13 protein-coding genes are annotated in these 14,020 nt (G+C 44.4%); 7 read left to right on the forward strand and 6 right to left on the reverse strand.

Annotated features, from left to right (window positions below; genetic code table 11):
• Nucleotides 1-89: 89 nt before the first annotated feature.
• From JWG45_RS03420 to JWG45_RS03435, 4 genes are all read right to left on the reverse strand, one after another.
• The gene (locus JWG45_RS03420) at nucleotides 90-371 is read right to left on the reverse strand and encodes a TIGR04454 family lipoprotein (protein ID WP_069609767.1); all 282 of its coding nucleotides are present in this window, start codon (nucleotides 369-371) and stop codon (nucleotides 90-92) included.
• Nucleotides 368-2,332, reverse strand: coding sequence for a glycoside hydrolase family 5 protein (locus JWG45_RS03425; RefSeq protein ID WP_205278379.1), 1,965 nt, complete (start codon nucleotides 2,330-2,332; stop codon nucleotides 368-370). Before JWG45_RS03425 ends, JWG45_RS03420 begins: the two co-directional genes overlap by 4 nt.
• A gap of 278 nt (nucleotides 2,333-2,610) precedes the next feature.
• Nucleotides 2,611-3,489 (reverse strand): patatin-like phospholipase family protein, encoded by an 879-nt coding sequence (locus JWG45_RS03430; protein WP_205278380.1) that lies wholly within the window; start codon nucleotides 3,487-3,489, stop codon nucleotides 2,611-2,613.
• A gap of 385 nt (nucleotides 3,490-3,874) precedes the next feature.
• Entirely contained in the window at nucleotides 3,875-5,086 is a 1,212-nt protein-coding gene (locus JWG45_RS03435; protein WP_205278381.1) for an MFS transporter, read from the reverse strand.
• A 112-nt stretch (nucleotides 5,087-5,198) separates the two neighbouring features.
• On the opposite strand from JWG45_RS03435, the gene JWG45_RS03440 reads away from it, so the two are divergent.
• The 5 genes from JWG45_RS03440 to JWG45_RS03460 all read left to right on the forward strand — a co-directional run bounded on the left by JWG45_RS03440 (nucleotide 5,199) and on the right by JWG45_RS03460 (nucleotide 10,332).
• On the forward strand, nucleotides 5,199-6,476 hold the full coding sequence (locus JWG45_RS03440; RefSeq protein WP_205278382.1) for an acetyl-CoA hydrolase/transferase family protein: 1,278 nt from the start codon (nucleotides 5,199-5,201) through the stop codon (nucleotides 6,474-6,476).
• A 109-nt stretch (nucleotides 6,477-6,585) separates the two neighbouring features.
• Nucleotides 6,586-7,395: a UDP-2,3-diacylglucosamine diphosphatase gene (locus tag JWG45_RS03445; protein ID WP_205278383.1), complete on the forward strand. Its 810-nt coding sequence runs from the start codon at nucleotides 6,586-6,588 to the stop codon at nucleotides 7,393-7,395.
• Nucleotides 7,396-7,442: 47 nt separating this feature from the next.
• Entirely contained in the window at nucleotides 7,443-9,050 is a 1,608-nt protein-coding gene (locus tag JWG45_RS03450) for an FMN-binding glutamate synthase family protein (RefSeq protein WP_205278384.1), read from the forward strand.
• Nucleotides 9,051-9,170: 120 nt separating this feature from the next.
• A complete protein-coding gene (locus JWG45_RS03455; RefSeq protein ID WP_205278385.1) occupies nucleotides 9,171-9,899 on the forward strand; it encodes a Yip1 family protein in 729 nt (242 codons plus the stop codon).
• Between the two features lies 1 nt (nucleotide 9,900).
• Nucleotides 9,901-10,332: an acyl-CoA thioesterase gene (locus JWG45_RS03460; RefSeq protein ID WP_205278386.1), complete on the forward strand. Its 432-nt coding sequence runs from the start codon at nucleotides 9,901-9,903 to the stop codon at nucleotides 10,330-10,332.
• Between the two features lie 368 nt (nucleotides 10,333-10,700).
• Here the strand turns inward: JWG45_RS03460 and JWG45_RS03465 are convergent, their stop codons facing one another.
• Together JWG45_RS03465 and JWG45_RS03470 are read right to left on the reverse strand one after the other, a co-directional pair.
• Nucleotides 10,701-10,985 (reverse strand): hypothetical protein, encoded by a 285-nt coding sequence (locus tag JWG45_RS03465; RefSeq protein WP_205278387.1) that lies wholly within the window; start codon nucleotides 10,983-10,985, stop codon nucleotides 10,701-10,703.
• A 333-nt stretch (nucleotides 10,986-11,318) separates the two neighbouring features.
• The gene (locus JWG45_RS03470) at nucleotides 11,319-12,941 is read right to left on the reverse strand and encodes an aldehyde dehydrogenase family protein (RefSeq protein WP_232380488.1); all 1,623 of its coding nucleotides are present in this window, start codon (nucleotides 12,939-12,941) and stop codon (nucleotides 11,319-11,321) included.
• A gap of 194 nt (nucleotides 12,942-13,135) precedes the next feature.
• Between JWG45_RS03470 and JWG45_RS03475 the strand changes: the two genes are divergently transcribed.
• The gene (locus JWG45_RS03475) at nucleotides 13,136-13,501 is read left to right on the forward strand and encodes an LB_289 family protein (RefSeq protein ID WP_118969365.1); all 366 of its coding nucleotides are present in this window, start codon (nucleotides 13,136-13,138) and stop codon (nucleotides 13,499-13,501) included.
• A 358-nt stretch (nucleotides 13,502-13,859) separates the two neighbouring features.
• The coding region (locus JWG45_RS03480) for an NAD(P)-binding protein (RefSeq protein WP_205278399.1) at nucleotides 13,860-14,020 on the forward strand (161 nt) is incomplete at its 3' end.

The following is a 14,020-nucleotide window of genomic DNA, read 5'->3' on the forward strand; positions in this document are numbered from 1 at the left end:
GAAAAAGGTAAAACGAGAGAGATTGGACAAAAAACAAAAGCAGAGAAGAAGAATTATTCCTTCCCTGCTTTATTTTGATTGGAAAAATCTTATTTTTTACAAGCCTGAATTGCAGGAATGCTTTTCGCGGACTTGAGACAAGTCAGATCAAATTTTCCAGACATACATTCTTTTTGTAAAACAGGAACTAATGTCGCTTTCATAGTTGCGATGTTTGCGGTATCGTCTGCTTTTTGTCCGGCAGTCAGATTCGTTAACATTTCTTCAACGATAGGAGCACATTCTTCCGCAGAATGTTTTGGTCCACCGCACATAACAGTCAGAGATAGAACTGCTACAGCGCTTAGGGTAATCATGAGAACTTTTTTCATCTAATCTTCCTCTTTTGAGTATTCGGAACCACTTTAGTCCGATCTTGTTCCCTGAAAAGTGATTTTTTCGACGGTAAAATGGTTATTCCATAATGTAGAATTCCCTTTTCTCCCTTAAACTTGAGAGTTCTAGCACGGGCGTCGTACTGATACGAACCTGCATTCACCAAAACTTCAAAGCCATTCTTATAATGAATGTCCGGAATGAAGATTTCCGTTTCCGGAAATAAATCTCCTTCTTGTCGAAAAGAAAATTTGAATAGAGAACGTTCCATATCAAAAGACAAGGCCACCGGTAAACCTTTCGTTCGCACGGGGTAAGGCCGGCTAAAGGCCCTTACCGCCCGTCCCCCGTCTTCGTCGTAAGCAACGGGTGTATCCAATGAATAGATCGAAAGATCTTCTTCGTTCCAACGATCTCCCAAACTGTGAGTGTGATCCGGCGTATAATTCCAAAGGGCGAGGTTTACGAAATTTTTTTCGATCGCCTTCATGATTCGATCCAAAGCTTTTTCTAAAACCCCGTAGTCTTTTTTGAGATACGCGACTCTCTGATTCAAATCCATCGGAAGTCCCGTTTCTCCGATTACGGTCGGACAGTTCCCCATATTTCTTTCGGACATATCTCGAATCATCCGAATCGTTTCTTCGTAAGCCTTGTCGATATTCTCGCTTCCAAAAACAGGCTTTGCTTTGAAAACGTGAACTCCGAACCAAGGAAAATAACGTTTGAGCATAAGTACAGAGACGTCGTACCAATGCGTCGCATTCACGACACCGCCGTGGTTCTTCTTCGGAGTTTCTTTCCATTCCAATTCGAGTTTAGAAGGATCGCTTTCTATAAAGATATGAAATCTACTTTCTACTTTTTGAACTCTTTCCTTGAACTTCTTGATAAAGGGTTGCATAAAGTCGGAATAGAATTCGTATTTTTTTCCATTCTTCTTATAGAAGTATTCCGGTTTGAGGAGCATGGGCGCTCCGTTCGGATCGTAATCCCAAACTCCGTGATTTCTCCAGATACATTGATGTCCCCGTTTCCAAAGAGGAACTCCTCCCGCATTCAATCGAACCTTTCCCCAAGGAAGACTCCAGAACCCGAGCATATAAGCCTGCTCCGCGGAAACCGCACGTCCTTCGGATAAATACATTTCTTTGAACGGAGGAGTTTTGATCACCTTTCCAAAACCGAAGGCTTCGAATTCTCCAAGATTCTTTTTACCGATCCATCCCGGAGAAGGCTCGTTCATAGAATCAAAGCCGACGACGTGTTTGTATTTTTTTAGTTTGCGTACGATTTTGAGAACGGATTCTATATAATGATCTTGTAAAAAATCCTGAACGTTCTTTCCGCCGATCTTTGTATCCGGTGCAAATTCTTTTCCTCCGAAGAATAAAGAAAACATCGTTCCACACGCATACTTCTGATAGTTGAGTGGCCAGGACATTCTTCTATAATTTCTTCCCTGGTGATGATGTACGATTGCGGTTTCGGAATCTCGTATCTTTCCGATGTCCATTCCCAATTCTTCCAAGGTCCATCCGGGCGCCCCGTCTCCTCCCGTAAAACGAGACCATACGTCTTGATGTGGATCGATAAATAGATAGAGTCCTTTTTGTCCCGCGAGAGCGACCATTCTTTCTATGTAGTCTATGTATTCCGTATCGTATTTTCCGGGGCCCTTGTGCTCAATCGCTTCCCAAGTGATGATAAATCGTAGAAAATTGAATCCCCACTTCCGAAGACGATCAAAGTGTTCGCCTGCTTGGCTTTCTTCCAAGGGTCTTCCCACAAAGGAAACGTTTCTATGATTGTAGAATGTAAGAGTCTGATCAAAGTGTGTGGTTCCGTCCGGCTTCGAGGGGACTTTCGCCGATCCCGAAAGATTGACTCCTCTCAACTGATAGATCGTCCCGTCCTTCCCAGCGAAATGTCCGTTCTTTACGAATAATTCTTCCATTTTGTATTTCCCCGAATTGATTTCTTTTTTCCCTAAGTTTCTTTGCTTGTAAAGAGAGTTTCTTTTTAATAAGAATCTCTTTGCTTCGCAAAAAGCCAATCGCAACCTACTCTTCAAGAGCCCGCGGTCAAAACCGTTGAGTCGAATCTCCTACAGGTCTTTCAAACTTTGCGGCGGGAGTTTGAGAACCTCTCTTTACTGAATCGTTCGGTTTCACAGAATGATTTTCTTCGGTCTTAATTCCACGAGCCGTGATTCAACCCACAGTCTTCGTATTTCTATTCATTAAATTGAATTCTTGCGTCCTCGTAACCTCTGCTGATCAAATAGTCCGCCTGTACTTGCGAAAAATTTAATATACTACTGAAGCCGAGAGAGGTTCTCGGACCGATCGTTCTGATTTTTAATTCCGGCCGATCCGCACTAGGAATGGATAAAAGAGAAGAGAGTTTTGATTTTTTGCCTTTTCTTTTTTTCTTTTCAAAATTCATATTGGCCATCACGGTTTGAAAAGAACCGATGAGAGAGAGTTCGAAAACCCTTTCCAATCCTTCCCTTCTTGTTTTGGGAAGCCCCATGTCGATTCCTCCGACCGGTGAAAGTAAAACGACAACGATGTCGGTCGCGCCTCTTTCCACTGCGGGAAGAATCGGAGTGTTGGCCATCACACCTCCATCCCAGTGCGGAGCTCCGTCCACATACTGCCAGGGAAAAAACATAGGAATCGCCGACGAAGCCATCACGTGTTCGATATCGATTTCTTTGTTTCGAAAAAATACAAGTTCGGCCGTGAGAATGTTTACGGCCGTGATAATCACTTCCGTGGGATTTTTTCTCAGATTTCGAAAGTCCAAATGGGAATAGAGAAGATTTTTGAGCGGAGTCGTATCGGTCAAAGGAGAATAACTTTTTACGAAGATGTCGACGAGATCGTTCCAAATCGAATAACGCATCACCTTCTTGGCTTCGATCGACTTCCAGAGTTTGGTGATTTCGGCAGCGTTCATTCCGCAACCCATCGCAGTGGCTGTAATAGCTCCTACGGAAGTTCCACAGATGACATCCGGTTTGAATTGAATCTCTTCTAAATATCGAAGAACCCCGGCTTGATAAGCGCCTCGGGCTCCTCCTCCGGATAGGATCAGGGCACGTTTCATTCTACCTGAATCTCAAAGGGTTCTAAAAAAGAGAAGAATTTTCGGTGGATCGGGAAGGACACTTTTGGAAGGTTCGGAAAAGAAGAATTTTGAGGGAAACCTTCTGAGCGACTGCAACGTTTCTCCGGCATCAAACTGCCGGGATCGGAAGCTCGAGAATGACCAGTTCGCGAAACTCAGAAAGGTCAGTGGTCTGATTGTATTGCAATGCCCCGACTACGGCTGTATTGCAAGTGAAACCCGGGCTATTGCTCAGCCACCTCACAGGTCAATTGTTTACAACAACTATCATTCACTAGACCACCTCCTTTTCGTGTGGCTGCAAAATATTCTGTCTCATTAAAATGTCAAGAATTAGAGCGATTTTTTTCTGGAATTTTCTTTCCTAAGAAACCGCTTTGACTCTCGAAATTAGAATCACTGCGATCACGTTAAAGCCTATCGCGAGGTATCCGGCTATATCATAGTTTTCGTATGGAGCCGTCGGAGACGCCGCATACAAAATACTTCCCCCTATCGTCGCTCCCAAACCGGAAGCCAAGTTTTGAAACGAGGAAATGACGGTCATAAAACGTCCACGGTCTCTCGGCTCCGTGCTCGAAGTGATTAAGGCCAGCGCAGGAATCCATCTTCCGGAAACAAGAACCATAAAGAACGTAGTCAAAATCACGACGTTGACCAAGGAAGTTTTTCCCAAATGTGTCATGATAAAAATGGGAACAAAGGATAAGGGAACCAGAGTATAGAATACTTTGTGTTTCCCGATTTTGTCCGAAAGAATCCCGATCAATCTCGAAGAAAAAAGAGTGACTAGCCCGCCGAAAAAGTAGATCCACGGAATTTCCTCTTTTGAAATTCCCACGTTTCTTTCCATATAAGGAGCGATAAAAGGAATCACGGTAAAGCCGCCCAAGATCACGAACATCATCAGCATATACGAAGCCGTATATTTTTTATAGGTTAGAATTCTTACAAAGTTGAGAACCGGATTGTCACCTGCGGATTGATACGGAGGAATGTGAGGGAGATGATAATACATCAAGACCAAAATCGGAAGACTTACGAGTACGATTCCCGCAAAGGACATATTCCATCCGTAGTAGGAAGCGATCTTTAAACCCATAGGAATCCCGATTACCGACGCGACGGAGAAAGCCCCCATAATCGCCCCCGTCGCCCTTCCCCTTCGATCCATCGCGATCGCGTCGCCTACGATCGCAAAGGTGACGGAACTGAGAACTCCTCCGAAGGCTCCGGACAAAATTCTTGCAAGCAAAAGAAGAATATAAGAATCCGCGACCGCACACAAAGCGGTTCCGATAATAAAACCGGAATACAAAAACATTGCCGCCGTTTTTCGGTTGAATCGATCGATAAAGAGCGCGCCCACAATTCCCGCCGCGAAAGCGCTGTAAGTGTAAGCCGAAATCAAAAAGGAAAACTCCCTCGGATTGATATGAAACGCCTCTTGAAAATAACTTCCCAAGGGCATCATGATTACGAAATCGAGTATGTGGGTGAATTGAATCGCCGCTAAAACGAAGATCAACATTCCTTCGGATTTGACGTATATGTTACGAGTCGGTTGTGAAGACATTATATGGATAGCTTGAGAAATATCACTTTCTTGTAGATAGAAAAATCAAAAAAATAGGTTGAAGGTCTTTCCTTCCGAATCAGAATTCTTTTAAAAAAGGTTCCTAAATTCCATGAAAGTTAAGTATATTTCCGCCAATTCGGCTCTTTCTTCTGTCCAATCGGGTCAAAGGGTTTTCGTTCACAGCGTGGCGGCTTCTCCTCAGTTGCTGATAGACGCGTTGACCGCGAGAGCTCCCGAGCTGACTAACGTGGAAATGATTCACCTTCATACGGAAGGAACGGCTCCGTATGCACAACCGGGGATGGAAGGTCATTTTTTCGTAAATTCTCTTTTTGTATGTGCCAACACAAGGAAGGCGGTGGAGGAAGGAAGAGCGGATTATATTCCGATGTTCTTAAGTGAATGCCCTCTTCTTTTCAGAAAAAATATTCTTCCGTTAGACGTCGCTCTCATACAAGTTTCTCCTCCCGACAAACACGGATTTTGTTCTCTGGGTGTTTCGATCGATATCAGCAAGGCCGCGGTGGAAACGGCCAAGGTCGTGATCGCGCAGGTCAACGAGAACATGCCCCGGACTCACGGTGACGGAATCGTTCACATCGATCAAATCCATTCCTTTGTGGAGGGAAATCTTCCTTTGCACGAACACAAGTCGGCGACTCTTACCGCGATCGAAATCGCGATCGGAAAAAACGTGGCCTCTCTTGTGGAAGACGGTGCGACTCTTCAAATGGGAATCGGCGCAATACCCGACGCGGTTCTCACTTGTCTCACTTCTCACAAAGACTTGGGAATTCATACCGAAATGTTTTCGGACGGAGTGATGGATCTCGTTCAAAAAGGAATCATCACCGGAATTCATAAAAAGAAACATCCCGGAAAAATCGTTTCCGGTTTTGTGATGGGAACAAAAAAACTCTACGACTTCATCGACGACAATCCTCAAGTTGCGATGCTCGACATCGGATATATCAACGATCCTCACGTGATCCGAAAAAATCCGAAAGTCACCGCGATCAATTCCGCAGTGGAAGTCGATCTCACCGGACAAGTCTGCGCGGACACGATCGGAACGAGACAATTCTCCGGAGTCGGCGGTCAGATGGACTTTATTCGAGGAGCTTCCTTATCGGAAGGAGGCAAACCGATTATCGCTCTTCCTTCCGCAACCGCAAAGGGAGAATCTAGAATCGTTTCCATGCTCAAACCCGGCGCGGACGTAGTTACAACCCGCGCTCACGTCCACTACATCGTGACGGAATATGGAATCGCAAATTTGTATGGGAAGAACCTCAGACAAAGAGCGAAGGCCTTGATTGAAATCGCCCATCCCGATCATCGAGAAAGGCTCGAAAAAGAAGCGAGAGAAAGATTCAAAATACTTTGATTCAACGAAACGTTGTAATCCAATTTTATTCTTCCTATTTGAGAATTCGAACGGAATCGTTTGACAGAGGCCGATCCTTTCGTCAGATTGAATCTGTAATCGGAACTCAATGAAATTCGAACGTGATAAAGTCTATGAAGGAATTTTTCTTTCCGACGTTCACTACCTTCTCGACAAAAAGATCAAGTCCCACAAGCACAAAGAACTTTTTCAATTCTTAGATCATCTCGAAAAAAAGAACGTTCGATTTCAGACGATCTATCTCGTGGGAGACATCATCGAGAACTGGTTTTTCAGCGCATCGCGAAAACTCAGAAGAAGTAAAAAAAGATTCAATAAACTTTTTGATCGGTTGGACGCACTTTCCGCCCCTGGCGGAGATAAAATCTATATCGTCGGGAATCACGATTCCACTTCGTATCTGATGAATCTTCCACCGAAGATCGAAAAATATCTCAAAGAACGAAACTGGGACGTGTGCGAAAAGGCAGAAACGGACATTCTGATCGCCTTACACGGGCATCAAGGCCAATACAATCGGTTTACCTGGATCGGTTCCATCTTTTTATTACGTTTTTTGCATATGATTGCGCTTCTATTGCCGAATCTGTTCCGTTTTTCCGAAGCGTTCTATCATAAACATCTCAATAGACAAGACCCCACTACGACGGAAGAAATCCTAAAATACTACGAACGTCTTTCCAGAATTTCCCATCAGGGTCAGAAAGTTTTAATTTCGGGTCATACTCATGATTTTCTCTGCATTCCCAATCTGAAGATCATCAACACCGGGGACTGGGTGAAGAGCAATAGTTTCGTTTTTCAAGACGGAATTAACTTTATCGGAGCCAGGATGAACAAACGCGGAGAATTCTCTAAAGAATTTATTTACAAGCATAGGGAAGAATCCTCTAGTTAGTAAAAATATTTCTTGCGGAACCTTTACAAAAGGTGCAGAATTGCCGGATGCAAATTCCGGATTATCAAATTCTAATTCAGTTTGTTTTGGAACACCCTTGGTCTTCCTTCTTCTCTGCGATCGGGATTTACACTCTCATCGCGTTTCTACACGACGTCTTTCAAAAAAGACACGCGATCAAACACAACTTTCCTTTGGTGGGAAGAATCCGATATCTGTTCGAAATGATCGGACCAGAACTCAGACAATACTGGGTCGCAAACGACAAGGAAGAAATGCCCTTCAACAGAGCCGAACGTTCCTGGGTTTATGCGACGGCTAAAAAACAAAACAACAACTTCGGCTTTGGAACAACGGAATTGTTATACGAAGCCGGTTATCCGATCATCAAACACAGCACGTTTCCGTTTCCGGAATCCAAAGTAAAACATCTCAAGAACGATTCTTCTATGATCCCTTGTCTCAAAGTGATCGGAGAATATCATAATCGTAAAAAACCGTTTCGCCCTCCTTCCGTCGTAAACATATCGGCCATGTCTTACGGTTCCTTGGGTAAGAATGCGGTTTCGGCTCTGAACAAAGGCGCGATGATGGCGCACTGTTATCAGAACACCGGAGAAGGCGGAATCAGTCCCTATCACAAGTTAGGCGGCGATATCGTTTGGCAGATCGGAACCGGATATTTTGGAACCCGAGATACGAAGGGAAATTTTTCACTCGATATGTTCGCACAAAAGATCCAGGAGAATCCTCAAGTAAGGATGATCGAAATCAAACTTTCGCAAGGAGCAAAACCTGGAAAAGGAGGAATTCTTCCCGGAAAAAAAGTAACGGAACAGATCGCAAAAATCCGTGGAGTTCCCGCGGGACAAGATTGTATTTCGCCTAACGCGCATTCTGAGTTTAGTACGGTGAGCGAACTCATCGATTTTATCGAAAGACTCCATTCCGTGAGTGGACTTCCGATCGGGATCAAAAGCGCCATCGGAGAAATCAATTTTTGGAACGAACTCGCTGAGAGAATGAAAGAAACAAACAAGGGACCCGATTTTATCACGATCGACGGAGGAGAAGGTGGAACCGGAGCGGCCCCTCTCGCGTTTGCGGATCACGTTTCTCTACCGTTCAAGGTGGGTTTTGCGAGAGTTTATCAAATCTTTCAAAACGAAAATCTCTCCGAGAGAATGGCCTGGATCGGTAGCGGCAAATTAGGTTTTCCTGATAGAGCGATCGTCGCCTTTGCGATGGGATGCGACCTGATCAACGTGGCAAGAGAAGCGATGATTTCAATCGGCTGTATTCAAGCGCAACGTTGTCATACCGATCATTGCCCCGCAGGAGTCGCGACGCAGAATCGTTGGTTGCAAGCCGGTCTGGACGTCGACCTCAAAGCGGAAAGAAACGCAAATTATATCAAAGGACTACGCAAAGAGGTTCTTTCCGTCACCCACGCGGCGGGTTACGAACATCCGCTTCAATTTCGAGGAACCGATATCGAGATCAGCGCCGGTTTGAATATTTTTAAAACCCTCGAAACGATTCTAGGATATCAAAGAGATCACGTTCACTTTACAAAAATGTTGGATTACACGGATCATACTTATTTGGAAGAATATATGAACGGCCTTACCAAAGAAGAGCCCTCTGCTCGTTAAGATGGAACCCAATGTGTTTCGAGTTCGAAAAAGAAATCGGATTCGAAGGAAGACCGGCTGGATTCTTTTCGTCTTGCCAACCCGCTTTTGTAGAAAAACCTGTACGAAAGCGGAGATCTCATGTTTCAGTTTTCTTATTCATTTCAAAACGTGCTTACGGAAGCTCGCGACATTCTATTCAAGCCGATTTCCTTTTTTAAAGAACTTCCAAAAACTAAGGAATCGATTCTTACCCTCTACTTTCGTTTTTTAACCTTCCTAGGATTTCTTTTTGTCGGCGCGGTTTTGAGTATGACTCTTTTTACCCCTCTGGATACGCCGCATCCGCCGATCTCGTTCCTATTTTTGGAAATGCCTCTCGCCTATTTTTTAGCGAGCTTTATCGTATTTCCTATATTAGGACTACTTTATATGCTTGTCTCCTGGATCTGCGGAGGAATCACGAATTGGAACCGAAATTTCAGAGCGAGCACGGCGGTGTTCAGCACATTCTGGCTTGCGATCATTCTCCAGAGTTTCGGCGGATTGATCCACGTTTATGTAGGAATCGGGATCGGAGTCGCGTTTACCGCCTACATTCCTTTTTTATTCTTCGTTGCGCTTACTTCGTATCTGGAAGCTCCGATCAAAAGGACAGCTGTGACACTCGCCGTTTTCACATCGATTCTATTCTACATTCAATATTCAAGAATGGCCTCTTACATCGGCGATTATCAGTTGATCGAAAGTATGAACTCACACAAACCTCTTTCCAGAGAAGAAGAAGAACAAGGCGAACAAGAAGCCGCTGAGATCATTCGGAAAGCGATGGAAAAGGCCGAATCGGAAGGAAATCAAATCGAGGAATGATATGCCGAGAATTCAATTAGAACTCCCTAATAAGTTTGTATGGTCCGTCGATCTGGACGTGCGAATTTACGACGTTAACTTTGCGGACCACCTTGCGCATGATCGAGTCATCTCTCTTCTTCACGAAGCGAGAGCCCGTTTCTTTTTGGAGCACAATTACAACGAACTCAATGTCGAGGGTCTTGGAATCATCATGACGGACCTAGCGGTCGTTTATAGGGCCGAAGCATTTTTTCGAGACAAGATCCGGATCGAAATTACAGCGGGCGATTTTAATGCGAGGGGATGCGATATCTATTATCGGATGTCTCACGCGGACGGCCCTGCGAATGGAAAAATCATTTGTGAAGCGAAAACCGGAGTCGTTTTTATGGACTATTCCACGCGAAAGCTGGGCAATCTTCCGGAAGGCTTTAGAAAGATCTTTCCATGATTTTTAAATTATCATAATAATTGAATATTCAATTATTACTTTTCTATCCGTAAAACGCAAGATTCAAGAATAGCATAAAAACGACCGCAAACCGCCTTTGAAGGTTTTGGATCGCAATTTCAAAGAATGAGCGGCGTTCTTTTCCAATTCCGAGGTTTTGTAGAAGCTCCTACAGAATTCCAGGGTCCAATTGTTTCGAGGATCGCTCCGTATTTGTAAGAGTTTCCACACACCGCTACGGCAAGGGTAAGGCTTATCAACGTTCTGCGAAACTCCTCAGTTGAGTTCTATTTTTTGTAAGAGTTCCTACAACTTGCAAATTTCTGAACAAATTCCGAACTCCCACTTTCCGACCAGGGTTCGATTTTTCAAAAAAAAATCTTAAATGCGTGGCTCGAAGCCCCATAACCTAACCCTAAAGTTGAGAGGAGATAAGACAAGAAGTGTCCCGAGGAAAGGTGCTTTGTAGGAATTCCTACATGAGAATTTTTTCTTGCAAAAAATTTGATTTTGTGATAGAGGAAAGTTTCCGGAATTTTTCCACCACCCTCCCCTCCACCCAAGATCAGGGCGGGGCGCGCGACTTTTACGGAAGGGCGTCGGAGTTCCGACATATTCTTCTGAAGATCCAGACAACTTGTGGGTAAGAACATGCGAAGCCCTTAAGCGGAAGAAAGAACTCCGTTTTGGATCATCGTTCCAAAGTTGTAATCGTAAGAGCTCCTACAATGGAACAAAGATAAGGATTCGTATTCTTAGGAAATTCAGCGTCCTTTTGTATATTTCAAAATGTGTGAGATCCTACATTTTCGTTTTCGGAAGTATCCCATTCTCAAGAAATCGAATCACGACGAAACTCGTTTTCCACGAACCAACCCGGAATTCTAACGACAAACAAAGTCCTATCAATATTCTTGCGAACCTCAGAGACCGTGAGTCCGAAAAAAAATCAGAAGGACTTCGATTCGTTTCCAACGTTTTTCTTTTCAGACTTTCCAAGAAGTGAACATCTTCCCGATCATAAAGACTGAAAGTTTGGTTCCGTTGATCAGCCAAGAAATCGGATTTTTTGTGAAATTAAATCTCATCGCCGCGAGAATCGCTTCGTAAGAATTTTTGTCAAACGGATACCACCAAATATTTCTCTTAGAAGGAATGATGTCCCAGTTCACAAGTTTCGGTTGTGTCATCTCGTCGAAACCGAGCCCGGAATGAGTTCTTCCCAAACCGGAATCTTTCCAACCGCCCCAAGGAGTTTCGGATTGTCCGTGTGTGTAAAGATGGTCGTTGATCGTAGTGACGCCGGATTCCAACTTCTGAGCGATTTTTTTTCCAAGGCCGATATTTTTTGTCCAAACCGAGGACGTCAAAGCCATTGTGGAATCGTTTGCGAGTTCGATCGCTTCTTCGATGGTCTTGAATTTCATTACTGGAATGACCGGACCGAAATTTTCTTCCCTCATCAATTCCATCTCGTGATTTACGTCGACCATCAAAGTAGCAGGATAAAAGAATCCCTTCGTATTTGCGGAAGGCCGGGATTGAGCGACAATCTTCGCGCCGTGTTTGATCGCGTCGTCTACTTGGAATTTTACGGTATTCAACTGTTCTTCGGTCGTCATGGAACCCATATCCACGTCGAAGTTTACGTCAGCCCCGTGACGGATCGCTTTTGTTTTTGCCGAAAGTAAGTTTATAAATTTATCATATACTTTTTCTTGCACATAGACCCTTTCCACACCTCCGCAGGATTGACCTGCGTTCTGATAACCTGCCCAAGCCGCGCCGTTTGCCGCCCGCTCGAGGTCCGCGTCCTCCAAAACAATCATCGGATCCTTTCCCCCCAATTCCAGGGACAAGGGAGTTAACGTGTTCACCGCGGCGGTCATCAGTGTTTTACCGGTTGCGACCGAACCGGTAAAAAAAATCTTATCGACTCGATTCTCAAAAAAAGTTTTGGAAACGGCTCCTCCGGAACCCACGATATGATAGAATAAACCATCCGGAAGATTTCCGGCTTTTACGATCTGATCGATCGCCTGTCCGACAAGAATCGTAGACTGGGCGACTTTCAAAAGAATCGCGTTACCCGCCATCAGACCCATTGCGATCTCTCCGAACGGAATCGAAAGAGGATAATTCCAAGGACTGATAATTCCAACAACACCGAGGGGCACTCGATGCAGTTCATTCTTCTTATTAAAAAATAAGAATGTGGACATCGGAAGTTTTTTCGGTTGAAGGTGATGTCTCGCATTCTTCGCATACCAATCCGCGGCGAGTGCGGCGGGAAGAACTTCCGTGGAGAGCGCGTCCATTCTTGACTTTCCGTTGTCCTTACTTACGATTTCCGCCAACTCTTCCGCGTGTTCTACGATATAATCCCGCATCTTCAGAATGTGTTTTTTACGGACCGCAAATTTTGTTGAAGCCCATTGTTTCTGCGCTTCTCGCGCTTTGCGAAAAATCTCGGACATCTTTGTCAGATCCGTGTTCGGAACCTTGCCAATTTCTTCCAAGGTTGCAGGATTCTGCGCCACCTGAAAACCGCTCCCGATATAAGTTTCCTTCGTTTTAGAGCCCGTTTGCTCCATTGTGCCGATAGACATTTTCATTCTCCCTAGTTTCTCTTCTTTCCTCGTTTCTATAGACCATAACGTTTGTTCGGTGAGTCTATAGTACAGAGAGAATGGATTTTATAACAAGCGTTTTTGCAACCGGTCCTGGGGGCCTCCCGGGAATCTCCTATACACGAAAAGCCCCCGTAAAAAACTGGCTTATCAGCTAAATCGAGGGTTTTTCTATGAAACGCACTGAACTGGAAAGAAGAGAAAGAGACCTCCGCAAGGCAGAAAAAAAGACACAGCTTCAAGACAAGAGGCTCGCCTCCGGGAAAGGATCTAGCGTGGGTGAATACATCGATGAGTTATCCGCCCTCTTTCGATACGATGCAACGGAAATCTTCAACACAGGAGACGACATTGCTATCTTGGAACTTTTAGAAGACATCCAAGCAAATCTCCCTGAGAAACAATGGGAGAATGTTCTTCGCAAAGCGATCAAAAAAACCGGAGTCCAAGAAAAGGACAAAGCCTACAACGAACTCAAAGAGTTGATGAGCGAAGGCGAAGAAGAATCCGAAACCGAGGAAGAAGAAGTCGGGGTTTAATCCCGGCTTTTTTCTTTTCTAAACTTTCTCAAACCCCGTCCGAAAGAAATCTCACAAACGAAGAAATTTTTCTTTTTCCGAAGGTCCGTTTCCGTAGAAATCATACAAACTTAGAAATTTTCCCTCCTCAAAAAATCGTTCCCCTGTGGGAGCCCCTTACATCTAAAAACTTCTTCCGCAGAAAAATCCCAAATCCAAACATCCCTTTCGATCTTTGAGATTCGACATTCTACGTCCGTACTTCCTTGAGTAATTTGTCAACTTAGAGAATATAAAGTCCATTTTGATTTTTAAGAAGACAGAATCTTCTTCCTCCGAACAATCTTCCCGGAAACTTTTTTCGGGAGAATCGACAACAATGGACCTCAAAGAAAAACACTATGATCTCATTCTGATTGGATCCGGTATCGGGGCGTTGACCGTGGCTTCTTTGATGGCGCAATATCGGGATAAGAAAGTTCTGATCCTCGAACAACATTTTAAGGCGGGAGGATTCACCCACGTTTTCAAACGAGAGGG

The sequence above is a fragment of the Leptospira ainlahdjerensis genome (genome assembly GCF_016919175.1).
Taxonomy (GTDB): Bacteria; Spirochaetota; Leptospiria; order Leptospirales; family Leptospiraceae; genus Leptospira; species Leptospira ainlahdjerensis.

Bases quoted from the DNA above. Each gene is read 5' to 3' on its own strand.
- JWG45_RS03440 (WP_205278382.1), top strand. From the start codon at position 5,199: ATGAAAGTTAAGTATATTTCCGCCAATTCGGCTCTTTCTTCTGTCCAA.
- JWG45_RS03450 (WP_205278384.1), top strand. From the start codon at position 7,443: ATGCAAATTCCGGATTATCAAATTCTAATTCAGTTTGTTTTGGAACAC.
- JWG45_RS03470 (WP_232380488.1), bottom strand. From the start codon at position 12,941: ATGTCTATCGGCACAATGGAGCAAACGGGCTCTAAAACGAAGGAAACT.
- JWG45_RS03445 (WP_205278383.1), top strand. From the start codon at position 6,586: ATGAAATTCGAACGTGATAAAGTCTATGAAGGAATTTTTCTTTCCGAC.
- JWG45_RS03465 (WP_205278387.1), bottom strand. From the start codon at position 10,985: ATGTTCTTACCCACAAGTTGTCTGGATCTTCAGAAGAATATGTCGGAA.
- JWG45_RS03425 (WP_205278379.1), bottom strand. From the start codon at position 2,332: ATGGAAGAATTATTCGTAAAGAACGGACATTTCGCTGGGAAGGACGGG.
- JWG45_RS03420 (WP_069609767.1), bottom strand. From the start codon at position 371: ATGAAAAAAGTTCTCATGATTACCCTAAGCGCTGTAGCAGTTCTATCT.
- JWG45_RS03475 (WP_118969365.1), top strand. From the start codon at position 13,136: ATGAAACGCACTGAACTGGAAAGAAGAGAAAGAGACCTCCGCAAGGCA.
- JWG45_RS03430 (WP_205278380.1), bottom strand. From the start codon at position 3,489: ATGAAACGTGCCCTGATCCTATCCGGAGGAGGAGCCCGAGGCGCTTAT.
- JWG45_RS03460 (WP_205278386.1), top strand. From the start codon at position 9,901: ATGCCGAGAATTCAATTAGAACTCCCTAATAAGTTTGTATGGTCCGTC.
- JWG45_RS03455 (WP_205278385.1), top strand. From the start codon at position 9,171: ATGTTTCAGTTTTCTTATTCATTTCAAAACGTGCTTACGGAAGCTCGC.
- JWG45_RS03435 (WP_205278381.1), bottom strand. From the start codon at position 5,086: ATGTCTTCACAACCGACTCGTAACATATACGTCAAATCCGAAGGAATG.